Origin of the sequence: Gottfriedia acidiceleris, from assembly GCF_004138285.1 — a bacterium.
GTDB lineage: Bacteria > Bacillota > Bacilli > Bacillales > Bacillaceae_G > Gottfriedia > Gottfriedia acidiceleris_A.
This window is the reverse complement of record NZ_SCFN01000024.1, coordinates 1-24,323: the sequence shown is the minus strand read 5'-3', so window position 1 is coordinate 24,323 and position 24,323 is coordinate 1. Positions and strand designations below refer to the sequence as shown.

Sequence of the window (24,323 nt, the reverse complement as noted above, 5' to 3'; positions counted from 1 at the left end):
GCAAACCTTTTTTTAAATTTTCCAATTATTTTTATTTAGTATTTGACGAAAATATGAAACTAAAAATATAAATTTATAAATTGTAAGGGGTTTCTTGGTAAACGTAATAATTTAACCAATTTGAGAAAAGTAGATTAGCATGGCTTCTCCAACGTACAATCGGTGGTTTTTCTGGATTATCATTTTGGAAATAGTTTTTTGGAATAGCAATTTCCGTTCCTCTTTGTACATCTCTTTCATATTCTGATTTCAAAGTATTAATACAATATTCATGATGTCCAGTTGCGAAAATTTGCTTTCCATCCTCACTAGTAACAAGATGGACACCTGCATCATCCGATAGACTTAAAATCTTCAATTCTCCTATTTGATCGATGTCTTTCTTCTTAACTTCAGTGTGTCTTGAATGTGGTACATAATACTCGTCATCAAAACCACATACTAGTTTCACAAAGCGATCCTCTACTGAGTGTGGGAAAACACCAAACATTTTTCTATCTAATGTGTATTTAGGAACTCCGTAGTGATGATAAAGACCTGCTTGTGCACCCCAACATATATGCAATGTAGATGTTACATTTTCTTTTGTGAAATCCATTATTTCTTTAAGCTCCGACCAATATTCAACTTCTTCAAACTCCAATGTCTCTACTGGAGCACCAGTAATAATAAAGCCATCATATTTTGTATTTTGAATTTGTGAAATTGTTTTATAAAAGCTTGAAACATGCTCTTCTGAGATGTTTTTTGGCTTGTATGATTCAGTACCGATTAAATCGATATCTACTTGTAAAGGTGAATTTGCAATTAAACGTAATAATTGCGTTTCGGTTTCAATTTTAGTTGGCATTAAGTTTAAAATGCCTATTTGAAGCGGTCTTATATCTTGCGACTCCGCTCGCTCTTTGGTCATATAGAAAACATTTTCTTTCGTTAGTATTTCCGTTGCAGGTAGATCTTTGTTTATAATTACAGGCATTTTTTCCACTCCTCTTTTTTCTTAGGAAAAAGGCAGTAGAATGATGCATGAACTATTTCTACTACCTATTTAAAATATCTAAACTAAATTTTAGTTTTATTGAATCAAATGAATAATTATTCTCTCTTTTTAAACTGAAAAATATCTTCCGTCTTTATGCGAGAATACCATTGCAGTTACAGATGCTTCTGGTAGCATCATAAATCCTTCTGTCAGATTAATCCCAATTTCATTTGGGTTAATTAACTTAAATAGCTTTTCTTGATCCTCAAGGTTTGGACACGCAGGGTAACCAAATGAAACCCTGATTCCTTGATATCTTGCTTTAAAACGCTCAGACATCGTGAAATCTGGACGATCTGGGAATCCCCATTTTTCTCTCATCAGCATATGAGTTTTTTCAGCTAAACCTTCTGCTAATTCTAAAGCTAATGAGAATAAAACGTGACTCTTTAAATACTCCCCTTCTTGTTTCAATCTTTCGGCAATATTTCTTACTCGTGGTCCCGATGTTACAGAGAAGAATCCAACATAATCCATCTCTTCACCAACAGGATTTAAAAAGTCGCTTATACAAAGGTTTGGTTCTTTTCTTTGTCTCGGAAATTGAAAACGTTCAATCGGTTTTTTAGTTTCAGAGTCATAGATAATGACATCATTGCCATCACTTTGAGCAGGGAAAAATTGATAGATTACTTGGCAGTCAAAATATTCATTTCCATCTTTTAAGAATTCTTGAACTAACTCATATAACTCTTGGCCACGTTCTTGATTTTCCCATTTACCTTTTACCCCCAAATGATGTCCTATTAGCATTTGATAATTAATAAAAGGTGCCACTTGAGCTACTGGAATATTTTTTATGACCGTTTTACTTAGTGATGAAGGAACTAGGCAATCTGACTTTTGTATAGCTGATCTCGTTGTACTAACTTCAGGAACATGCAATTCAATTATATTGTCTATTTTTTTAATTGCCTTTTTCTTTTCTTCTAATGCTTTTAATTCATCTGGATTAACAATCTTATTTGCTAAGTCTAATCCAGTCATCGCGTCATTTGAGTAAACTACTAATCCATCATAAATGGGCTGAATACGGTTTTCAGTAAATTTTCTAGTTAATGCAGCGCCACCAACTAATATTGGTGTGTTAATTCCTGCACTTTTTAAGTCACCAGCTGTAATAACCATTTGTTGAGCAGACTTTACTAATAAGCCTGATAAACCAATAATGTCTGGTTTGTTTTCACGAATCTTTGTAATTAAATCATCTGGTCGAATATTAATACCTAAATTGACAACATCAAATCCGTTATTCGTCAAAATAATATCAACTAAGTTCTTTCCGATATCATGAACATCACCTTTAACTGTTGCTAAAATGACTTTCCCTTTTCTAGAGCTTTCAGTTTTCTCCATAAATTGCTCTAAGAAGTTTACAGATGCCTTCATTACTTCTGCACTTTGTAATACTTCAGCTACGATTAGTTCATTATTATTGAAAAGTCTTCCAACTTCATCCATCCCAGTCATTAGTGGACCATTTATAATATTTAACGGTATGTCACCACGGTCAAGGCAAGCTTGTAGATCTTCTATTAATCCTTGCTTTGAACCTTCAATTACACACGAGGCTAATCTTTCTTCAATCGGTAGCTGTTCTTTTGGTTTTTCTTCTTTCTTTACTGAATTTCTAAAATGCTCAACAAATTTATCTAATGTTTCTTGAGACGTATGGAATAATAAATTCTCAGCAAGCTCACGTTCTTCAGCAGGAATTGAAGCGAATCGTTCTAGTTTCTCAGTATTTACTATCGCGTAATCAAGACCAGCTTTTGTAGAATGATATAAGAAAACTGCATTTAACACTTCTCGACCTGCATTTGGTAAGCCGAATGAAATATTACTTAAACCTAAAATCGTTAAACACTCCGGAAATTCATCTTTAATTAATTTAATGCCATCAATTGTCGCTTTTGCAGAACCGATATATTGCGTATCACCTGTTCCAACAGGGAAAACAAGCGGATCAAAGATGATGTCCGTCGCACGAATTTTATATTTTTCAGTTAATAGTTGATAACTTCTTTTTGCAATTTCCAATTTTCTTTCTGCCGATACAGCCATCCCATCTTCATCAATCGTACCAACTACAACTGCAGCACCATATTTATGAATGAAAGGTAAAATCTTCTCAAATCGCTCCTCCCCATCTTCAAGATTAATCGAATTAATAATCGCTTTACCTTGAATATAAGTAAGTGCTAATTCAATTACTTTTTCATCAGTTGAATCAATCATGATGGGTACTTTTACTTTATTAACTAATTGCTTTATGAAATTTTCCATATCTTCAACTTCATCACGATCAGGATCTGCCATACATACGTCGATGACATGGGCACCTTTTTTCACTTGAGCTCTCGCAATCTCTGAAGCTTCTTCAAATTTTCCGTCAGCTATTAAATTTTTAAATTTACGAGATCCAATAACATTTGTTCTTTCACCGACGAAAAGTGGTCTCATACTATCGTCATAACGAAGTGATTCTAAACCACTAACCGCATGATCCTCTCTTTTTTTAGGTTGACGAGGTGTTATTCCACTGATTGCTTCTTTCATTGCCCTAATATGTTCAGGAGTTGTTCCACAACAACCACCTATAATATTGATCCATCCTTGTTCAGCAAAATCGCGTACTTTGTGCGCTAATGATTCAGGTGATTCATGATAATGTCCATCTTCATCTGGTAAGCCAGCATTCGGATAACACGAAACAAAAGTCTCAGATAGCTCTGACAATGAACGAACATGATCTCTCATAAACTCAGGTCCTGTTGCACAGTTTAATCCAACTGATATTGGAGAAATATGTTCAATGGCTAAATAAAAAGCATCAATTGTTTGACCTGCTAATGTTGTCCCCATTGGTTCAATCGTTCCGGAAATCATAACTGGTAATTTTTTATTTAACTCGTTAAATGCATTACTAATCCCAATACAGGCAGCTTTAACATTTCTCATATCTTGACAAGTTTCAACTAATAAAACATCTACGCCACCATTTATTAATCCAGTTGCTTGTCGATTATATGCGGTAATTAATTCATCAAAAGTCACACCACCTGTAACACTGATTGCTTTTGTTGTTGGTCCCATCGCACCTGCTACATATACTTCTTTACCCGATGCCACAACTGCTTGCTTTGCAATCCTTGCTGCAATTTCATTTAGTTCAATATCTAAATGCTGTAAATTATAATCGGATAAAACAATATTTGTTGCTCCAAATGTGTTCGTTTCGATAATGTCGGAACCAGCAATTATATATTCCTCATGAATTTCTTGTATAACATCCGGTCTTGTAACAACTAAATATTCATTACAACCTTCGTATTCTTCTCCACCGAAGTCTTCTGCTGTTAAGTTTCTTTGCTGGATCATCGTTCCCATTGCTCCATCAAGAAGTAATATTTTTTCTTTTAATGCTATATCTAAAGTTTTCATAGTTGAATCTCCTCTTTATTGCTGCTTTTAGTAAATTGAATTAAGTCCTCTGTTATTTCATACTTCAAAAATGGAGTGATAAAATAAATGCCGTTAAATTTATCCTTAACATAATCAATAAGCTCTTTTGCAATTTTTTTACCTTCATCAACTGCTCTCTCAGGTTCAACTGATGAGATTCTGTTTCTTACCTCTTCGGATAAAGTAATTCCAGGAACTTCATAATGGATAAAATCAGCATTCTTCTTACTAACTAGTGGCATAATCCCAATAAAAATTGGCTGTTTAATATGACGTGTTGCCTCATATAATTTATCAATCGTTTCAAAATCATAAATTGGCTGAGTTAAAAAATAATCCGCTCCCGCCTCGACCTTTTTCTCAAGTCTTTTAATTGCTGCATCAAATTTTCGAACATTTGGGTTAAAAGCAGCAGCGACAGAAAATCTCGTTCCATTTCCTAAACTTTTACCGGAATAAAGTCTACCTTCATTCATTTCTTTAATCATTCGAATCAGTTCAAGTGATGCTACATCATATACTGAAGTTGCACCTGGAAAATCTCCTACCCTTGCTGGATCACCTGTTATAGCAAGAACTTCATTTAATCCTAATGTTGATAGTCCCATTAAATGAGATTGAAGTCCAATCATATTGCGATCTCTACAAGTCAAATGCGTCAAGACTGGTACATCCAATCTTTGAAGCAGTGATGCCATCGCCACATTCGAAATTCTAGGTGAAGCTAATGGATTATCTGCTAGCGTAATTGCATCAGCCCCTGCGCTATGTAATGCTTTCGCTCCTTCAAAAAACTTTCTAGTTTGTAATGTTTTTGGTGGATCTAGCTCTGCAATGATCGTCGTTCTCTTTTTTGCCTTTTCTGATAGAGTTTCATTCTTTTGTTCTTCTTGCTTAGGGATTGTAATTTTAATTGTTCTGTTTTTCACTTCTTTTTTTGTAACAGGTTGTAAAGTATCAATCTTACTTCGTAAAGCAGCGATATGTGCTGGTGTTGTGCCACAGCATCCACCGATTAGTCTTACACCTTGTTCAATAAATGGTTTTGCCATATCTTCAAAATATTCTGGATTCGATTTGTATACGTATTTCCCTTCATTGTATAGTGGTAATCCTGAATTTGGAAATGCCGATAAGTAGCCATTCGTTGGTAATGAAACTGTATTTAATGACTCCAGCATATGAAGTGGCCCAAGATGACAATTGATTCCGACTACATCTGCACCCAAATCAATTAAATTAGGAAGAATTTTTTCAATATATTGACCACTTTGCATGACACCAATTTCTTGTAATGTTACTTGTGCAATGATCGGTAAATCCGTTCTTCCTCTTAATAGATTAACAGCATCATATAATTCATTTTCATCATAAAATGTTTCAAGCATGATCCCATCTACGCCTTCTTCAAGTAACGCTGAGGCTTGCTCAAGCAGCATCATCTCACGTTCTAAAGGTGTAGTAAAAGTAGAACCTACATATTTCATTCCACCTATACCACCAATTACTAAAGCTCTTCCTTTTGAAGCAGCTCTAGCATTTCTAACAGCCATTTGATTGATTTGCTTAACCAGCTTTTCCAAACCATATTGTCTCAGTTTTCCAGCATTAGCACCGTACGAATTTGTTTGAATCACTTCTGCGCCAGCATCTATATATTGTTCATGTATATGAATGATTCGATCTCGCTCAGTAATATTAAGTTCTTCAAAACAACTGTGAAGTCCACCAGAATACAAAAGCGTTCCCATTGCGCCATCACCTAAAACAATTCCATCTTTTAACTTTTCCAATAAGCCCATTCAATCACTTCCCGTTTATATAAAATAAAAAACGCCATTCTCTCAAAAAAATGAGAGAATGACGTTAAAGTACAGATCACGCCTTATCTCTCATGTTTTAAACATGCTGGATTTAGCACTTTTTAGCTTTCGCTAAAGTTGCCGGGTTTCAAAGGGCCAGTCCCTCCACCACTCTCGATAAGGATTATTTAGTTATATTCAATATAAATCAGTTTACTATATTTATATGATAAAGAAAAGACATTTATGGAAAGATTTCCAAAAATAAATTTATTTTGTTTACATAATAGTATTATTTAACTATTTTTATAGTGTGCTAGTGCTAATAGCGGATAAATTTCATTATAGCTATGATAGTGAATATAAAACTGACCAGGTAATCCTAATCCAGTTGGATAAGTTAATGCTTTATTAGTCAATTCACTTTGAGTAGTTAAAAATTTAATCCCTTTTCTAATTACTTCATCTTCTTTATTACGAATTGAAAGTAAAGTATCAACAGCCCACGCTGTTTGACTAGGTGTACTATATTTTAAAGGAAAATATTTATTTTTAACAGGTGAAAGACCTGATTCTCCCCAACCACCATCTTCATTTTGAATACTAACTAACCATTTCTCAGCTTTTTTAATTGCTTCATGATTTTTAGGAATCCCTACGGCTCTAAGACCAGTAATCGCTGCCCAAGTTCCATAAATATAACAAATTCCCCATCTACCATACCAACTACCATTTGATTTTTGGTTTTTTAAAAGCCAATTAACCGTCTTTTTCACAATCGGATCATCATTTGAAATCGTCGTATAGTGTCCAATAAATTCTAAAATGCGTCCAGTTAAATCTGCAGTTGAAGGATCGATGATTGCATCTTTTGCATTTTCAATTGGTAAAAATGTTAACCATTTATTCGTTACATTTTTTTCGAAAGCTCCCCAACCACCATCGTCATTTTGAAGACCAAGTAAAAAATGAACTCCCCTCAACCAACTTTCATGAATTGTGGGTTGATCCAAGGCACTCCTTGATAGTGCCCTTAAAACTGCTCCTGTATCATCATTATCTGGAATAAAAGAATTAACATCAGAAAAGCCCCAACCGCCTGGACTTAAATTTTTAGCATGAACCTTCCAGTCACCATTCATATTTTGTTGTTTCTTAATTAAGTAGTTAATCGATTTCGAAACAATCGGATCACTTAACTCGTAACCAGCTTCTTGAATTGCATATGACAATAATGCAGTATCCCAAACTTTAGACGGTGAATTTTGAATATGAAGTCCCGCTACTGTTTCGACTGCATATGAAAGTAGTCCTTGTAGCGCATTTTGAATAACGGATGAAGTTGCTTCATAACCTAAAGCCATTAAAGCATAAATCATATAAAATGTAGAACTGGCATAGCTATAAAAAGTTCCATTTGTTTCAATACGATCTAGAATAAATCTTTCGGCCTTTTCATATCCTTTCTGATGAAAATAGAGAGGATATGAAGCTAGCTTCTTACCTTCCTCAAGTAAAAATTGATAAAAACTCCCGCGCTCTTCGTAAAACCATTCTACCTCACTAGTTTCAAGAAGATGATCAATATTTATATCGTCATCCAATTTCACTTTAAATCGCTTATTTATACAAAGAATCATTGGAACTAAATGAACTCTAGCATAATTACTTAAATCAAATAAACTTAACGGCATTTTATCCGGCAGCAAAAAATAGCTCATTGGAAAGTAAAATAATTTAGGATATTCAATTAAACCATGAGTAGCCAGAATCATTTTTAACATAAAATGTGTTTTTTTTATACCACCGTTTTCACGAATAAATTTTTCAGCTTTTTTCATACTTGAATGTTCTTTTGTATACTTTTTCGAGATTAATAAAGCTATGTAAGCTTGTACTGTTGCATTTAAGTTTCCATCTTTTTCATCTTCGTATAATTTCCAAGCTCCATTCGGATGTTGAAGATTGATGATACGATCAATAATCCCATCTATTACCTTTTGATTTTTGTATTCGAGATCATTCATTAATATAATCATAAAACTATCTGTTAATAATGAACCTTCAAAACAATATTCCCATGAACCTTCTTCATCTTGTTTCGTTCTTAGACATTTAATCCGCTCTTCAATATTTCGTAAAACAATATTTTCGAGGTCCATTTTACCACCTCAGTTCATTTTTTTTAAGGCTGATGGTGTTTTTCCATTCGAGTTGAATGCTCAATTTCAATTTCTTCAATTTCATCAATATCTTCCAATGCCTCGATTTCTATTTTTTTACTAAAATAAACAATTGAAATAATAAATGCTAAAAGGCTAAACGGTAAAACAATTATTTTAAATCCGAACCACGTAAATGAATGTAAAATATGAAAATAGCTACCTAGCAACAAGCAATAAGTAAGTAATAGCAGGTCGATAACAATTACACCGCAAAATGATTTTATTATTTTTATTAAAAAAGGATTCAATTAGATCACACTCCATTATTAATCTATGATTTAAATGTGAAATAATGAATTATTCCATGTTATTAATACCTGATTCTTTCCAAATGTAAGGAAAAAACATCAATAAATAGTGGCATATTCAAGTAAAAGGAATGCAAAATGAAAATTTATTTCAAAGACTGTACAACTCTTTCAAATGTTTGCAATGAACTTTTAATACTAAATCTTTTAAAAGTTGAAGATTTACTATTAAATGTCTAATCAGAAACTATTAAATTTGAATATAGTGCTAGTAATAATAGGAGGAAAGGAGTGTTTATCACTATGGCAGCACAATTTGAAGATTTCAAAGAAATAAAAGAAGAAATTCAAGAGGTACTTGCAGCAGCGAACCCGAATGATTCAATCAATTTTAATTTTTTTAACATTGAACTTAAAGATGTCCGTTTCCAAGTTGAGCAAAGAGCAGAAGGTGGAGGTCAGATCAATAGAAATGTTGGAATGAACGCAAATCAAGGCGGACAAAACGCTAGAAATAATAGTCAAACTTCGAATACTAATTCTCAATTTGCAGATGGTAATGGAAGAAGTGGCATTGCAGGTCAGAATAATGATGAATTAGGAGGACAGCAAGGAATAAAAATTAGAGACAGTAGACTTAATAGAAGCAGAATTAGAACTAATTCCGAGCATAACGAAGGAGGAGGAATGGAAGCAGCGAGTACAGAACAATTCGAATTACCAAGAATAAGAACTCTTGGCACTTAATCTAAGATTATTGTTGGTTAAGATTAATGTTTAAGTATCGTCATCAATTTTAAAAAGCAAAAATGTGGACAAGTTATTTTTGTTTTCTATCGCTCCTAATATTTTTTAGTAAAATTATTTAAATTATCTTCTTGTTTTCAAAATTGACATTGTAAAAAGCTCAGTAATTTGTACTGAGCTCTCTTTTTTATCTATATTTTAAAATTCCGGTAAATTACTCAAATTGTTTTCAGCAATACCATCCGGTTCACTTCTGAGGATGTCACGACCATATTTATGGATTACATCTACATGTGCTAAGTTTCCACTCTTTGCTTCCTGCAAAGCTTGAAGATAATCTAGTTCACGATTTAAACTTGTTCTGAAACCAATTAAATCACCATCTTCATTTTTACGAACTGCAACAATATGTTCTTTATCTTGATTTACTGATTCCTCTACCATCATTTGTTCGTCATCACTTTGATTTCTATACATTTCATATGCTTCTTCAAATCGATCTTGAGTCACTTTTGTATCCTCCTTTTTTATCATTAGTTTTGCCATTGATGGAGGATGTAAAACTAATTAGTCCTAAATGAAGGGGAGAATGTTATTCTTACATAAAAAAAGACTGAATTTACAGACAACAGTGAATTAAAATATATTGGAAGTGTCTATACTTCTTGTTCAACTAACACATTGTGTTAGTTGAACAACGTGAAGCATGCTACTGCGGTCATTTTTTGTGCTAATTTGAATTTTAGTTCAATAAAAGATGTCTGGTAAATTCAGGGAATGATAGAAGCGCCGATTTTTGTGCTTCATGGATGGCTAACGCATGAGTTAGTCATAATAAACGACTACTTTACTCACTATTTGATTATTTACTGATTACTATCTTTTATTTATTATACTCTTTTAAAATGTTCTATAAAATCTTCAAGAAACTCATTATACAAATTCGATAAACCTTTTGTTTCTAAATAGATTAGCCAAAAATCAAGTTCAAATAATTGCATCTGTTTATCCTTCAGTGGGATTATTTTCAAATCTCCATTTAATACCATTGGAAAATTCTTTAGTGCAAAGTCGTGAAGATATATAATTGCATCACTTTCTTTTACTAGCTTAAAAAGCATGCTAGTCCTATTTGAACTTATTATCACTTGCTCTGGATTTATTTTCGTAAATTTTAAAATCTGGTTATAATCAGATGTATCATAAAATACTAATTTAGTATTTTTTAGATCACTTGGAGTTACAAAATCTAATGTATAAAAGGGTGAGTTTTTTCCAACTGCTATACATATATGTCCTTTGTAAATGTGTTTATAAGAAATATTTTTAGCTTTTTTTAACTCATCAACGGATGCAGAGATAAGCGCAAAATCATAATCTTCCTTATTAAAATTCTCAATAATCTTAGTAGGATTTTGTTCGATTAATTCAAATGTTAAATCTTCATTTTCTAGATTAAGCTTTACCAAAAATTCTTGAAGTATATAAAAAAAAGCAGGTGCAATTTTTACTTTTAAATGCCTTTGATAACTGTTTTTATATATGCTCAGTTTTTTATTCATTTCATTTATAGTATTTAGAACTGAATTTGCTGCTGAAATCACTATTTCACCTTCAAAAGTTGGCGTAATACTTTTTTTGGATCGATTAAAAATTTTTATTCCAAGCTCGTTTTCAAGTTGGGTAATAGACTGACTCAAACCTGGAGTAGATATAAATAGTTTTTCTGCTGCTTTTGTAATCGACTTTTCAATTTCGACAGTGACGATATGCTCCATTTGTTCAAAATTCATATTTATCCTCCGCAAATAAATTTTTCTGTAGCTATGCCCCAAAAATAATCGTCATCATCTTCAAACTTCTTTAAAGTAACGTAAAAAGATATCACTCAAAAAAAGTAAAAACAATGTACATAATATTAGAACTTATATATTCATTTAAAAGCTCTCCTAGATATCTACTAATACAATTTTATAGTACTTGTTAATCTGTAACAATAATTGAATTCCTTATTCTATCATTCCTTATGCAACTAACCTGCCAGTTAGCTTAACAAAAAAAATCGACTAATTAGCCGATTTATACTAACTCAATGCGTTAGTTACATTGAAGTTCCACTCTAGCTATCATTATATTATGGTGAAATCTGATCTATATAAATAATCTCAAAATATATCAGAACTATCGATAAATAAAATGGACTAAAAAACACTCTTTAAAGGTTTACCAAATTACCAAATAAAAGTAATTTTATTTCAACTAATGACTTAATACCCTCTATTCTATGATTATGTTCAATTTCGTCATAAGACCATGAATCTCTAATAATATGGATTGCTTTCATCCCTGCATCTAAAGCAGGTACAATATCACTTCTTAGAGAGTTCCCGATCATTACTGGATTACTTAATTTTTCATTTAACTCAACATAGGTATTTATATCTTTTTTACTTGTAATAAATACGTTATCAAAATGTTGTACTAAACCAGTATCTATCACTCGCTTTGTTTGAACGTCTTTTTCACCTAAAGTCAATATAGTCATACTTGCTACATCTTTATGATTTGATAATTCTTCTATTATAAATGTGTCATTTTGCAGTGGAATATTTACTTTAAATATCGTTTTTGCTAATGATTGTAATTGATCATTGACAATACTTGATATCTCTATATTAAATCGTGTTGCCAATAAATCTAAAGTTGATTCCCATGCATAAGGATATCGGGCTTTGCTGAAACCCATATCTTTTATTAGTTCCAGATCGATTTTATTGAAAACTTCTTTAATGTCATTTATTATTACTTTTTCACCTAGCGCTTGATATACTAAATTCGCACATAAATCTACATTATGCCGAAATGCGGCTTGGGTTTGAATTAATGTATCGTCTAAATCAAAAATTAAATCATATTTCATAACTAATTTATCTCACTTTCCAACTGAACCATATTGTTTTAATTTTCACATACGCCTATTGATTCGGCTTTTCTAATTATATATGCTATTTTGCTAAGTGTCCCTACTTTATTCTTAAAATACTAAAAATGAAAACCGAAAGTTTATATTGCCAATTTACTGTAAAGTTTTATTTACTTTCGTTTAGCTAATATTCTTTTAGCAAAAAAGAGGAAGATCCTAAGATCATCCTCTTTTTGTTGTTCTATGAATGCTCTCGTTAGCCAACCATGAATCAAAAATTCACCACAGTGAATGGAAGTTTAAAACGCACTTTCATAGTAGACCTTCATGCCACAATAATGTAGCACCATCAAATGAATGAAAAAAGTAATTTTCAGGATAGTTGTATAAGATTTTAGTAATTATATAAAAATTCTCCACTCGATTTTAGAGTTATTAAAGGGTATTCTCTCTCGTCTTCAGTTGAAATTGATACATCCATTTTAAGTAACTTCATAACTTTTTCTATAAATTCAAAGACAGTAATTACATCTTTCGATTGAGTTATGTCTCTTGGACTTATATCAAATTCTATTTCTTCTACACAAAAGAAATAACAATTAATAATAATAGAATTGTAATTAATTGATAATAAAACTGATTTTTTATATTTTGTTTCAAATAACTCATTTACAGAGGGCGGTAATTTGTTCGTACTTTCTCCATCGATTTTTAAAGTTACATTAGGTAGTTTTTTAATAAAGTCCCAAATAATATCCCAATCTGTTATGTTGGTTTCTTTAATATATATATCCCTTAAACTTCCGTCATCATAAAAAACATTGATTAAAACTTCTTCAATATTATTAATCATATAGTACCTTCCTCGTAAAATCTCATCTGTTTCTCTAATTGAGTTTATACAACTATCGCATGCGTTAGTTGCATTAGATTTGAAATACAATTCCAGTTTATTTTACAATATCAATCTGTTGTAATGTTGCTTTTCCTTCACTGAATATAGGAGCACCTATTTCATTTGATTTAAAGGTCGCTACCATAAAATATTCTCGTTTTTTTTCAATTAAATTCCAGGTATTTTCATCATTTACAATTATTTTTCCAGTTCTGTTACTGTCATTAACATCTACAACCTCAATGATATATTTATCTTTTGAACGTATTTTATCTATCACTTTCGCAGAGAAAGTTGAACTATTATTTACTGGTTTATTTCTAGAAGAATAAACTCTATATCCTGTAAATAATAAAATCAAAACTATTACAGTTAAAAGAATACCTCGTAATTTCATTATCATTTTACTCCCTAATATTTGATTTCCATTAAACTTCCTTCCTAATATCTTGTTTCTATAAATCTGGTTTAAATACCTTGTTTCTTATTCAACTAAACTGCCATTAAGTTTCACAAAAAAAATCGGCTACTCAGCCGATCATGTTGTTCAATTAAAGCATGCGTTAGTTGCATAATGTTCAGAATGAATAATTTGTCAAAGGTTCATCTGCTTCTATCTCTGCTTTCATTCTTATCCATCTCAAATTCTGTTCGCCATCTAAAACTTTCCAGTTATGACGTTGGTGAAATACGTTGTAGTATAATACCCGTATATACTTTAAAAATTTCGGCATGACTTTTAACCACCAAGGATCGATGGTATTCATCTCTTGATAACCTTTTAGAAACGATTCGAGGAACCATGCCAAATGATTTTCGAGTGTGTCATTCTTTTGGGTTTGTCGGTTGCATCTAACAATCACCGAATAAATGATAATAGCGATGTCGAAAGCGAACCAATGATAACAACTATCATCGAAATCAAATGCCGTAATCTCTCCGTCTTTTGTGACGAACATATTGTGTGCATGAAGGTCACAGTGGATAAGACCATAGTTTTTCTTATCTTTTGGTAATGTCTCTAGCCAACTTAACAACTCATTCGCTTTTTTACGAACAATTATTTCTTCCGATGGTAGGTGTTTCATCATATCCATCCAATTTTCCTGTTTCCATTCACGGCGTTTCACATCATGTGGAGGGATATAGGATTGGGTTAGCAAGTGCATCTGCCCAACGATACTTCCCCAATTTCTAAACATTTTCTGGTTCCAATCTTCTTCAGTAGGAATTCGACCAAGTGCTTCTGTAAACATCGAGGCGTGATAACCACCTCTTACATTTTCTATCCATTTTCCCGCTTTTGATGGGAGTATCTGTGGCACAGAAACACCGTTTTCAAACAGATAGTTCATGAAATGTAGTTCTGCAAATGACTCTTTTTTATTACGCCAATTCTCATGTGTTAAACGTACTATTCGTGAAGGATGACCATTTTGTGCTGGGTATCGATAAACATTATTTACAACGCCACTAATATGAGTAAGCAGACCCAAGCTAAGTCCATATGCATTTGTTGTTGTTTTTAACACACTTTCCTTTATTTTTCCATTCATTTTCGTATTTGCCCCCATTTCTAACTATATAAATTCGGTAGTTAAAATGAGAAATCCTTGTTCAACTAAACTGCCAAATAGTTAAATAGGAGCTGATCATTCAGCTCCTCAGTTCTGTTCAACTAACGCATGCATTAGTTGAATAAGATGATCGGCTGTATAGACGATTTTTTTTTGAACTATATGGCACTAAAGTTGAAGAAGGAGTATCGGTAACTCTATATTTATTGTAGAAATATTAATTCTTTATTAATGAGGTGAAAATATGTGGACACCATACGAAGAAAGAAGAGGATGCCCTCAAGACTTTAATGTTCAATATAGATTTTTTTCACATGAAGAAGGTGGAAGACAGAGCTTACCTGCACAAGGTTATAGGTGTGATTTTGCATATCAAGAAGACGATATAAAAGAAACGGGTATATATATGATACATCCTGAATTTGAGGATAATGATGGAAATGTAATATTAGATGACAAAATTTCAATTAACCGAACTGGAACCGCAAGGATGTGGATTGTATCGCCTAAAATTAGAGAAGAAATTCATAAACATAAGATCGAGTTAGGGACCAAAGGTTATTTTATGGAAGGGTCAAGAAGAGTGGGCGTAGTTGAGGTAATTAAAATAGTCTGATTGTTTTCAAATAATTAAACCTTATTCAACTAACGCATGCGTTAGTTGAATAAGGAATTCAATTTTATTTTTCTTTCTATAAATTTTATAAAATATATTAGAGAAGTCCATTTTGATAAAACAACTGTTCTATCAGTTATTTTTTCGTAGTTTACTGGAAATAAACAGTTCTCTCTTTTTTAAATATGTATAAAATAAAAGTATTAAATGTTGAAGGAGGCAATTACATGAAAAAATTAATGAATCAAACCATAAAAACATATAAGGGTGGAACACTTTTTTAATTTGCATACGGTGTACCCCCTTGTATGTGTTAGTCAAATAACACAAAAAGGGGTTAATTATGAATTTTCCTGTAAAAAAATTTTTCTCATATTATAAACCTTATTTAAGGTTATTTTTATCAATATTAGCATGTGCTTTTATCGTTTCCTCTACAAATTTAGTATTTCCACTACTCGTTCGTTACATTACGAAGAATGTTCTTGAAGGAGATTTGTCTGAAGCACTTAATGAAGTGTATTGGATCGGTGGATTAATGCTAGTTTTAGTAGTCATACAAAATATCGGGAATTTCTTTGTAGACTACAAAGGACACGAAATTGGTGCACGTATGGAAAATGATATGCGTAGTGAGCTATTTTCACATATGCAAAAACTTTCATTTAGCTTTTATGATAAAGAAAAGACAGGACAGCTTATGTCTCGAGTAACGAACGACTTACTACTTATTTCTGAGTTGTATCATCATGGTCCTGAAGACTACGTTAAATATTTTGTAAGATTTATAGGTGCATTTTTCATATTATTTTATATAAATGCACAATTAACGATAGCCGTTTTTTGTTTCTTACCATTTCTAAGTTCGTTTGCATTGTATTTCAATAAGGTTTTAAACAGGACCATAAGAAAAAACAAAGAGCGAATTGCTGACGTTAATGCACAAGTAGAGGATAGTTTATCTGGAATTCGTGTCGTAAAATCATTTGCTAATGAACAGGTTGAGGTTGAAAATTTTAACCGTGCAAATAGTCGTTTCCTAGATAGTCGAAAGAAAACTTATAAGGCAGAAGCTTATTTTTACAATGGTGTTGAAATATTTCTACAACTGATTACAATCACGGTGATCATTGTAGGTAGTGCTAATATTATTAACAACTCTTTAGACTTAGCGGATTTAATTACGTTTTTATTATATATAGGCTTTATGATTGAACCTATTCAAAAATTAACACATATGAGTACACAGTTTCATGAAGGAATCACAGGATTCCAACGGTTCATGGAAATCATGAATTTGATGCCTGAAATTGAAAATAAACAGGGTGCAATTACACTCTCAAAAGTAACTGGGAAAATTGAGTTTAAACAAGTTTCATTCCGTTATGAAGAGTATCTGGAGAATGTATTGGTGAATACATCACTTCAAATACAACCAGGTGAGTATATTGCAGTAGTTGGTCCGTCTGGTGTAGGTAAGACAACGTTATGTTCACTTATTCCTCGTTTTTATGATGTGACAGATGGTGAGTTATTAGTAGATGGAATTAATGTTCGAGATATTGACCTGAATTCATTACGAAATAACATTGGAATTGTACAACAAGATGTTTATCTATTTACCGGTACAGTTTATGAAAATATTCGCTACGGAAATCAAAGTGCTAATGAAGAAGAAATTATTGAAGCAGCTAAGCATGCAAATGCACATGACTTTATTATGAAGCTCCCAAATGGCTACCACACTGAGATTGGGCAAAGAGGAGTTAAACTGTCAGGTGGTCAAAAACAGCGATTAAGTATTGCACGAGTATTCCTAAAGAACCCACCTATCCTTATATTAGACGAAGCAACAAGTTCATTAGATAATGAAAGTGAAAGTATTGTTAAGGAAGCGCTAGAGATATTAGCGAAAGGACGTACTACAATCGTCATTGCCCACCGTCTTTCCACAATCCGAAATGCCGAACGAATTATTGTCATAACTGGAGAAGGGATTGTTGAACAAGGTAATCATAATGAACTTCTCAAAAATGGTGGAGCTTATAGAAAATTGTATTCAAGACAGTTTGAAGTTCAAGTATAGTAGGTAAAACAAAAATCGTCTATCTCTTAAAGGGATGGACGATTTTTGTTTTAAATAATCGATGCTTTTTCTTGTTCAACTATCGCATGCTTTAGTTGTACAAACTCGTAAAAGGACTGTCTAAATATTGACAGTCCTATATTCAAATATAAAATATCAACATTTTACTTCAACAGAGCCAAAAACAAAAACAGAGTATCCTTTTTAGATTCTCTGCATCAGTTAAAATTTTAATTAACTATTTTTCTCTTCTAATTTGAACAACCGTATTTTGAATAATAAAACCCACTATTAGTATGATCACTAATACCAAAGTGATTGTTGCACCTGGTGGTGTTCCCAATGTATAGGAAGATGATAAACCTACAAACATACTACAAATTGCTGTGAATACCGCTAATAAAAGAACCCATTTAAATCCTTTCGCAATACGAATCGCAAATGCAGCTGGGAGAACTAGTAGTGCGGATACAAGCAATACTCCAATTGTGGGAATAATAGCTGAAATGACAACTCCCGTTAATACACTAAAAGATAAGGATAATAATTTTGTATTTACCCCGCTTGTAAAAGCAGTATCTTCGTCAAAAGTCATTAAAAATAGAGGTCTTTTTAACAAAATGAAATAGAATAATACGCCGATAGTCACTCCAATCATCAAATAGACTTGTTTCTGAGTAACCGTAACAATTGATCCAAATAAGTATTGTTCTACATTTGTTGTCATCCCTCCAGCACTAATGCTCATTAAAAACAGAGCAAGTGACAATCCTGCTGCCATTAGGATTGCAATCGATACTTCTGAGTATGAAAGATAGGCTCTTCTCATATATTCAATTGCAATTGCTCCAATGATTACCACTAACATACTGGATAATGTTAAATCAGCATGAATAAAAAAGCCAATTGCTACACCAGCAAGTGAAATATGAGACAGTGTATCTGCCATTAAGGCTTGTCTTCTTAATACTAAAAATACACCTAATATTGGTGCAATTAAAGCGATTAATCCACCAACGCAAAATGCCCGTTGCATGAATTCAAGGTTAAGCATCTCCATACGCCATGTTCTCCTTTCTCTAGATGTATGATTTTATCAAGATATTTTTCAACTTCCCCTTTTTCATGAGTCACCATAACGACTGTTCGATTATGCCTTCTAACTTGATGATCCAAAAATTGATAAAAGCTTTCTCTACTTTCTTTATCCATTCCAGTAGTAGGTTCATCTAAAACTAATAAATGCGGTTCAGAGGCTAATACACGAGCAATACAAATTTTTTGTTTCTGCCCTCCAGATAATGAACCAATTTTATGATGTCGAAAATCCCACATCCCTACCATTACTAGTGCATTCTTAATTGTGTAGTGATCTGTTTTATTCATTTTTTCGAACCATTTTTTTTGATTAAATCTACCTGATTTCACAAGTTCAATTACAGTACTTGGAAACCCTACATTAAATGAAGCGATCTGTTGTGGCACGTATCCAATTTTTATCGGCTCATTATTTGCATCTTTATTAATTTGAACTTCACCACTCCATGGTTTTAATAAACCGAGCATTAGTTTTAAAAGAGTCGATTTAGATGCACCATTTTGACCTGTAATTCCAATAAATTCTCCTTTATTTACTTCAAAACTTACATTATCTATTACGGAAGTATGATGATAACCAAATTTCACATTTTTTAATTGGACTACACTCATCTTTTCATTTCCTTTCTTAATTAAGTAAAAGCGTGACACTAAGAAGGAACACGCTTTTACTTACAATGCTATTTATTTTCTAATACTTTTTTTAGTATCTTCAAGTTGTTCTCCATAACGCTTATATAGTCAATTCCTTGTTTTTGTTCTTCATCACTTAAACCCTCAAGAGTATTTAAGACAGCTGTTTTTGCACCAATTTCATTTGCTAGTGTATTCGCTACTTTAGGGGAAGCAATTTCCTCGTAGAAAATCGTATTAATATCATGACTTTTTGCAAATTGTTTAAGCTCCGCCATTCTTGATGGACTTGGTTCATTCGATGGTGATAAACCAGCAATTGGAACTTGTACTAAGCCGTATTGATTTGTTAAATATCCAAATGCAGCATGCTGCGTAATAATTTCTTTATTTTTCATGTTCATTAATGTTGTTCGATATTGATGATCAAGTTCTTTCAGTCTTGTAATATAGTCATTGCTATTTTTTTTATATTCTTCTTTATGAGCTGGATCAATGTTAATTAGAGCTTTTGTTATATTTTGAACTTCCTTCTGAGCTAAAACTGGACTTAACCATACATGTGGATCCATTTGCTCCGAATGGTTATTATTACCTTGTTCTTCATCTTCTTGTCCTTTAATCAGAGAAATTCCGCTACTTGCTTCAATAAATGATGATTTTTTGTTACCTAAACTTTTTTCAATGTTTGGAACCCAAGTTTCCATATATGGACTATTATAGATAAATAAATCAGCATTCTGCATAGATCCAACATCTTTTGGTGTTGGTTCCCATTCATGAGGTTCAATTGATGATGGAATTAATAGTTTAATATCAGCATTTTCTTTTGCAACATTTTTTGTAAATTCATAAACAGGATAAAAAGTAGTGACTATTTTAATTTTTTTAGATCCGCTTTCTTTTGATTTATTAGAGGTAGAAATCGATTTAGATGAGCATCCTGCTAATAAAACTAGAGAAATACTAATAGATAACAACGATCTTAATTTTATAATTTTCATATCACTAAATAGTAAAATTTATATTTTACTATTTTTGCACCGCCCTTCTAGCTAATTATAAGATGAATTTTATATCTTTAAACGTAATAATTACGATTTACCATGTAAAAATAGATACTTACCCAAAACTAAGCAAGTATAGTACGCTTAATATTAAAACGAAACAATTACGTTTTCAATGTTTTTTTAGTTAAAAATGTATTAAACTTTCCTAATCAAAATAAACATATGGATCTTTTAGTGGTTTTATTTCTGCTATTTTATCTAATTGAATAATCGGTTTATAAAACTTTCCGATCTTTGCTTTATGAATTGTACCAGTTACGTTTACCCACTGATCATTTTTATATGCTGAAACCTCTTTTCCTTCAACTATCAGCCCAAACACTTGAGCATCAGCTACACAACAGGTAATAGCGAAACGCGATACATAAATCTGATTTTTTCTTGTTTGCTTATCACGATATACAAAACCATTAAAAGATATTTTTTTACCTACATATTGATCTACACTATCCTGTACATCTGAAATAATATGTCCATACATCGAATCATCAACTTTTATAAATTTCGAATTGTCATTTTTTACCTTTATTTTTTTAGCTTGTTTTTTTACTATATTTTCGCTATAAGAAATACTTCTTTTTGAAGCAATACTTGCTCCAAGAACATTTGTTGAAAACAAGCTACTTGTTATAACTGGAATACTTATTAAAATTACTAAACTTAAAGTCCTATTTTTTTGATTCGAGCAACAATTACATGAAGGATGATGTTCTTTAAGCAATTCAAAGAAGTGAATTAATCCAATAATTATACAAGCAACTAAAGTAATGATTGTGAATTTCACCATCTTTGGTGCAATGAAATATTGAATATCTCCTGAAACTAGAAGCTTCAAAAGCATTAGAACAATCCCGAAGAAAAATACAGAGCGTAATCGATTTTGAAAAGAAGACATTTATTCACCTCACCAATATAAATTCCAAATCGACGTCACTACAAATACGACACTTGCAGTTAAGAAAATATAAAAAAATACAAATCTTTTCTTGAAATATGCAAACATCATAAATGTATTTTTCAAATCAATCATAGCTCCAAATATTAAGAACGCTAGGATAGATTTTAAATGAAATGTGCTTGAAAAAGATGCAGCTATAAATGCATCAGATCCTGAACATAAAGATAAAAAATATCCTAAACCCATCATAACAATGCTTGAGAGATTCGTATGATTTGCAAGATGTATTAACACACTACGATCAAGAAATGTTTGAAAAACACTTGTGATTAATCCACCAATGATTAAAAATTTACACGTTGAGAAAAATTCACTACTAATGTGGGAAATGACTTCGCTTATTCGACTTGTTTTTGAATGAATATGGTGAACATGTTTATGGTTCCCATTCGTTTCCAAAGTTTCTAATAGTACATTTTTATTTCGATAAAATAATAAAGTGAAAAAACCGATGAGTAGAACCACTATAAATGCTAAGCCTAGCCTTAAAAATGCCATTTGAGAATTCGATTGAAAAGCATAGTAAGTTGAAGTAAATACAATTGGATTTATGATTGGTACACTACTAAGAAAAACAATCCCAATATACGCAGGCATTCCTTTTTTTAACAAAGATCTGACAATCGGTACAATACCGCATTCACATACAGGCATGATCATTCCAATTAAAGCAACAGGAATAAAAGCCAATAATGCATTTTTAGGAAGAATTTTACTGATCGTCTCTGGTTTTACAAAAACATGAATAATTGAAGAAACAATAATTCCTATTAATACAAATGGAAGTGCTTCTAAAAACAAACTTATGAATATCGTATTCATATTTAATAGTTCTTTAGGAACCTTATGAAATAAAGACGATAAATGCGTAAAATCAATAAATACATAACAAAATAAATAACAAAATAGAACAAATAAAATTAATACTTCTTGTCCAACTTTCCGTACCATAAATCACCTCAAATAATTTTTTATAGTGAAATATATTCTATACGAAACAGACATATGCTCGTCCAACCATTAAAAATCAATAAGTTTTATCTAACGTGAACTTATTTTAGATTAAAATAGTAGGTTTATATTTTTAAGCTTGGACAAACGCTGGCACTGGATCATTAAATTCATTCCAATTTGATTTCATTTCTTCTTCTGTTAACAAACATTTATCAAGTGACACTTCAATCTCTAATTGTTTCATATCGATTCCAATTAGGACAAGTTCTGTCATTCGATCACCAAAATTATCATCCCATTTATTGTCTAACAATGGATCTTCTCTTCTCATCTCTTCTTGTTCTGCTTTTGGTAATGTAGCAATCCATTCTCCAGCTCCTAGGATTGTAATCGTGGAACCAGCTTGTGATAGCATTCCTACCAAATCATTTCTAGTTGCTAACCAAAAGAATCCTTTTGCTCTTACAATGTCCACTGACCAATTTTCTAACCATGAGAATAATCGTTCTGGATGAAATGGTTTCTTACGACGATAAACAAAAGAACTAATACCATACTCTTCTGATTCTGGAATGTGTTCTTCATTTAATTCCTTAATCCACCCTGCTGCTTGGCTAGCTTTATCAAAGTCAAATAGATGAGTATTTAATACAGATTTCAAATCGACAATCGAAAATGTAGCAGGTATAATTTTTGCTTGTGCATTAATTTTCTTAAGAAATGCATTTAATTCTTTTACATCGTGTTCTTCTAAAAGGTCAATTTTATTTAAAATAATAACATCTGCAAATTCAACTTGTTCAAGAAGCAAATCTGCAATTTCACGAATATCTGTCTCATCAGTCCCTTGATTGCGATCTAATAATGTTTCCCCTGAGGAATAGTCCTCCCAAAAACGGTTTGCATCTACAACTGTTACCATTGTATCTAATCGAGTTTTTTTAGTTAAATCAATACCTAGCTCATCATCCACATAAGTGAACGTTTGTGCGACTGGAATTGGTTCGCTTATACCCGAAGACTCAATTACTATGTAATCAATTCCTCCATTATCTACTAATATTTCAACTTCTTTCATCAAGTCATCCCTTAACGTACAACAAATGCACCCATTTTGCATTTCCACTAACTTTTCTTCTGTACGTGAAAATCCTCCATTTTTTACAAGCTGAGCATCTACATTGATTTCACTCATGTCATTTACAATAACAGCAACTTTTAACCCTTCTCGATTCGTCAAAATATGATTTAATAGTGTTGTTTTTCCTGATCCTAAAAATCCACTTAATACAGTAATTGGTACCTTCATTAATAACTCTCCTAATTATAAACTAAACGGAATAAAACGTAATTATTACGAATTATAACGATCGGTAATCATTATAAACCGTATTAATTACGTTTTGCAAGTAAAAAAATAGAAGCCTTTGCTTCTACCGTAAATATTATATTGATCAGTATATTTACTAATCAATATTATATTTTTATTATTTCTTATTCAACTAAACTGCTATTTACTTCAATAAAAAAACTGCAATTAAGCAGCTTGTGATCTTCAACTATCGCATACGTTAGTTTATTAAGTTAAAGTTGTCATTTATAAAATAAAACAATAAATAAAGTAAAATAACAGCAAGTATTACTTTGAAAATCATTTTTATAATGGGTTTCACAAAGATTTTCATTAAAAAGAAAAAAAATATAACTACCAATATACTATCTTTTAAAAAATCAGTAATGGTATAAGTTAAAAAATTTAAAAATGTAGTTAAGCTCATCTTGAAAATTCTCCCTTTTGCAACCTTTTTTAATATAACATTAATGGTAATTATACTGAATATATCCACTACTGTAATTTGGGGGAATTTCGCCTTTTTTCATTAGAATTTCAAATTATCCTTATTGAACTAAACTGCCATTTTGTTGAATAAAAAAAATCGACTATACAGCCGATCTTGTTGTTCAACTAATGCATGCGTTAGTT

20 protein-coding genes and 1 riboswitch are annotated in these 24,323 nt (G+C 31.8%); of the genes, 3 read left to right on the top strand and 17 right to left on the bottom strand.

Annotated elements, in window-relative coordinates; all coding sequences use genetic code 11:
* Nucleotides 1-73: 73 nt before the first annotated feature.
* The 5 genes from metA to EP747_RS20985 all read right to left on the bottom strand — a co-directional run bounded on the left by metA (nt 74) and on the right by EP747_RS20985 (nt 8,782).
* The gene (metA, locus tag EP747_RS21005) at nt 74-979 is read right to left on the bottom strand and encodes a homoserine O-acetyltransferase MetA (RefSeq protein ID WP_129692016.1); all 906 of its coding nucleotides are present in this window, start codon (nt 977-979) and stop codon (nt 74-76) included.
* 129 nt (nt 980-1,108) lie between these two features.
* Nucleotides 1,109-4,486 (bottom strand): methionine synthase, encoded by a 3,378-nt coding sequence (metH, locus tag EP747_RS21000; RefSeq protein ID WP_129692015.1) that lies wholly within the window; start codon nt 4,484-4,486, stop codon nt 1,109-1,111.
* Entirely contained in the window at nt 4,483-6,309 is a 1,827-nt protein-coding gene (locus EP747_RS20995; RefSeq protein ID WP_129692014.1) for a bifunctional homocysteine S-methyltransferase/methylenetetrahydrofolate reductase, read from the bottom strand. The genes metH and EP747_RS20995 overlap by 4 nt, the downstream gene beginning before the upstream one ends.
* An 80-nt stretch (nt 6,310-6,389) precedes the next feature.
* Nucleotides 6,390-6,493: riboswitch (SAM riboswitch) on the bottom strand.
* Between the two features lie 112 nt (nt 6,494-6,605).
* Nucleotides 6,606-8,471, bottom strand: a complete 1,866-nt coding sequence (gene shc / locus EP747_RS20990) for a squalene--hopene cyclase (RefSeq protein ID WP_129692013.1) — start codon at nt 8,469-8,471, stop codon at nt 6,606-6,608.
* A 23-nt stretch (nt 8,472-8,494) separates the two neighbouring features.
* Entirely contained in the window at nt 8,495-8,782 is a 288-nt protein-coding gene (locus tag EP747_RS20985) for a hypothetical protein (protein ID WP_129692012.1), read from the bottom strand.
* Between the two features lie 291 nt (nt 8,783-9,073).
* On the opposite strand from EP747_RS20985, the gene EP747_RS24990 reads away from it, so the two are divergent.
* Nucleotides 9,074-9,529: a hypothetical protein gene (locus EP747_RS24990; RefSeq protein WP_235832960.1), complete on the top strand. Its 456-nt coding sequence runs from the start codon at nt 9,074-9,076 to the stop codon at nt 9,527-9,529.
* A 198-nt stretch (nt 9,530-9,727) separates the two neighbouring features.
* Here EP747_RS24990 and EP747_RS20975 read toward each other — a convergent pair whose 3' ends face one another.
* The 6 genes from EP747_RS20975 to EP747_RS20950 all read right to left on the bottom strand — a co-directional run bounded on the left by EP747_RS20975 (nt 9,728) and on the right by EP747_RS20950 (nt 14,903).
* Nucleotides 9,728-9,976 (bottom strand): DUF3892 domain-containing protein, encoded by a 249-nt coding sequence (locus EP747_RS20975; protein ID WP_419179333.1) that lies wholly within the window; start codon nt 9,974-9,976, stop codon nt 9,728-9,730.
* A gap of 443 nt (nt 9,977-10,419) precedes the next feature.
* Nucleotides 10,420-11,322, bottom strand: coding sequence for a LysR family transcriptional regulator (locus tag EP747_RS20970; protein WP_129692010.1), 903 nt, complete (start codon nt 11,320-11,322; stop codon nt 10,420-10,422).
* Between the two features lie 422 nt (nt 11,323-11,744).
* Nucleotides 11,745-12,449, bottom strand: coding sequence for an HAD family hydrolase (locus tag EP747_RS20965; RefSeq protein WP_129692009.1), 705 nt, complete (start codon nt 12,447-12,449; stop codon nt 11,745-11,747).
* A 397-nt stretch (nt 12,450-12,846) separates the two neighbouring features.
* Complete coding sequence (locus EP747_RS20960; RefSeq protein ID WP_129692008.1) at nt 12,847-13,305, bottom strand: hypothetical protein; 459 nt, start codon at nt 13,303-13,305, stop codon at nt 12,847-12,849.
* A 97-nt stretch (nt 13,306-13,402) separates the two neighbouring features.
* Nucleotides 13,403-13,744 carry a hypothetical protein gene (locus EP747_RS20955; RefSeq protein WP_129692007.1) on the bottom strand — a complete coding sequence of 114 codons (342 nt, stop codon included), beginning with the start codon at nt 13,742-13,744 and terminating at the stop codon, nt 13,403-13,405.
* A 181-nt stretch (nt 13,745-13,925) separates the two neighbouring features.
* Nucleotides 13,926-14,903: a phosphotransferase enzyme family protein gene (locus EP747_RS20950; RefSeq protein ID WP_165347193.1), complete on the bottom strand. Its 978-nt coding sequence runs from the start codon at nt 14,901-14,903 to the stop codon at nt 13,926-13,928.
* Between the two features lie 265 nt (nt 14,904-15,168).
* Between EP747_RS20950 and EP747_RS20945 the strand changes: the two genes are divergently transcribed.
* Together EP747_RS20945 and EP747_RS20940 are read left to right on the top strand one after the other, a co-directional pair.
* Nucleotides 15,169-15,540: a hypothetical protein gene (locus EP747_RS20945; protein ID WP_129692005.1), complete on the top strand. Its 372-nt coding sequence runs from the start codon at nt 15,169-15,171 to the stop codon at nt 15,538-15,540.
* 343 nt (nt 15,541-15,883) lie between these two features.
* On the top strand, nt 15,884-17,626 hold the full coding sequence (locus tag EP747_RS20940) for an ABC transporter ATP-binding protein (protein WP_129692004.1): 1,743 nt from the start codon (nt 15,884-15,886) through the stop codon (nt 17,624-17,626).
* Between the two features lie 238 nt (nt 17,627-17,864).
* Here the strand turns inward: EP747_RS20940 and EP747_RS20935 are convergent, their stop codons facing one another.
* From EP747_RS20935 to EP747_RS20910, 6 genes are all read right to left on the bottom strand, one after another.
* Nucleotides 17,865-18,686 (bottom strand): metal ABC transporter permease, encoded by an 822-nt coding sequence (locus tag EP747_RS20935; RefSeq protein WP_129692003.1) that lies wholly within the window; start codon nt 18,684-18,686, stop codon nt 17,865-17,867.
* A complete protein-coding gene (locus EP747_RS20930) occupies nt 18,632-19,336 on the bottom strand; it encodes a metal ABC transporter ATP-binding protein (protein WP_129692002.1) in 705 nt (234 codons plus the stop codon). Before EP747_RS20930 ends, EP747_RS20935 begins: the two co-directional genes overlap by 55 nt.
* Before the next feature lie 68 nt (nt 19,337-19,404).
* Entirely contained in the window at nt 19,405-20,361 is a 957-nt protein-coding gene (locus EP747_RS20925; protein ID WP_129692001.1) for a metal ABC transporter substrate-binding protein, read from the bottom strand.
* A gap of 211 nt (nt 20,362-20,572) precedes the next feature.
* Nucleotides 20,573-21,322: a TIGR03943 family putative permease subunit gene (locus tag EP747_RS20920; protein WP_129692000.1), complete on the bottom strand. Its 750-nt coding sequence runs from the start codon at nt 21,320-21,322 to the stop codon at nt 20,573-20,575.
* A 9-nt stretch (nt 21,323-21,331) separates the two neighbouring features.
* A complete protein-coding gene (locus EP747_RS20915) occupies nt 21,332-22,336 on the bottom strand; it encodes a permease (RefSeq protein WP_129691999.1) in 1,005 nt (334 codons plus the stop codon).
* Between the two features lie 133 nt (nt 22,337-22,469).
* Nucleotides 22,470-23,648, bottom strand: coding sequence for a GTP-binding protein (locus tag EP747_RS20910; protein WP_129691998.1), 1,179 nt, complete (start codon nt 23,646-23,648; stop codon nt 22,470-22,472).
* Between the last annotated feature and the right edge of the window lie 675 nt (nt 23,649-24,323).

Excerpts from the sequence above, each read along its gene's own strand:
- shc (WP_129692013.1), bottom strand. The coding sequence starts at position 8,471 with ATGGACCTCGAAAATATTGTTTTACGAAATATTGAAGAGCGGATTAAA.
- EP747_RS20920 (WP_129692000.1), bottom strand. The coding sequence starts at position 21,322 with ATGTCTTCTTTTCAAAATCGATTACGCTCTGTATTTTTCTTCGGGATT.
- EP747_RS20930 (WP_129692002.1), bottom strand. The coding sequence starts at position 19,336 with ATGAGTGTAGTCCAATTAAAAAATGTGAAATTTGGTTATCATCATACT.
- EP747_RS20975 (WP_419179333.1), bottom strand. The coding sequence starts at position 9,976 with ATGATGGTAGAGGAATCAGTAAATCAAGATAAAGAACATATTGTTGCA.
- EP747_RS20965 (WP_129692009.1), bottom strand. The coding sequence starts at position 12,449 with ATGAAATATGATTTAATTTTTGATTTAGACGATACATTAATTCAAACC.
- metA (WP_129692016.1), bottom strand. The coding sequence starts at position 979 with ATGCCTGTAATTATAAACAAAGATCTACCTGCAACGGAAATACTAACG.
- metH (WP_129692015.1), bottom strand. The coding sequence starts at position 4,486 with ATGAAAACTTTAGATATAGCATTAAAAGAAAAAATATTACTTCTTGAT.
- EP747_RS20945 (WP_129692005.1), top strand. The coding sequence starts at position 15,169 with ATGTGGACACCATACGAAGAAAGAAGAGGATGCCCTCAAGACTTTAAT.
- EP747_RS20995 (WP_129692014.1), bottom strand. The coding sequence starts at position 6,309 with ATGGGCTTATTGGAAAAGTTAAAAGATGGAATTGTTTTAGGTGATGGC.
- EP747_RS20940 (WP_129692004.1), top strand. The coding sequence starts at position 15,884 with ATGAATTTTCCTGTAAAAAAATTTTTCTCATATTATAAACCTTATTTA.
- EP747_RS20910 (WP_129691998.1), bottom strand. The coding sequence starts at position 23,648 with ATGAAGGTACCAATTACTGTATTAAGTGGATTTTTAGGATCAGGAAAA.
- EP747_RS20925 (WP_129692001.1), bottom strand. The coding sequence starts at position 20,361 with ATGAAAATTATAAAATTAAGATCGTTGTTATCTATTAGTATTTCTCTA.
- EP747_RS20960 (WP_129692008.1), bottom strand. The coding sequence starts at position 13,305 with ATGATTAATAATATTGAAGAAGTTTTAATCAATGTTTTTTATGATGAC.
- EP747_RS20950 (WP_165347193.1), bottom strand. The coding sequence starts at position 14,903 with ATGAATGGAAAAATAAAGGAAAGTGTGTTAAAAACAACAACAAATGCA.
- EP747_RS20935 (WP_129692003.1), bottom strand. The coding sequence starts at position 18,686 with ATGGAGATGCTTAACCTTGAATTCATGCAACGGGCATTTTGCGTTGGT.
- EP747_RS20955 (WP_129692007.1), bottom strand. The coding sequence starts at position 13,744 with ATGAAATTACGAGGTATTCTTTTAACTGTAATAGTTTTGATTTTATTA.
- EP747_RS20970 (WP_129692010.1), bottom strand. The coding sequence starts at position 11,322 with ATGAATTTTGAACAAATGGAGCATATCGTCACTGTCGAAATTGAAAAG.
- EP747_RS20915 (WP_129691999.1), bottom strand. The coding sequence starts at position 22,336 with ATGGTACGGAAAGTTGGACAAGAAGTATTAATTTTATTTGTTCTATTT.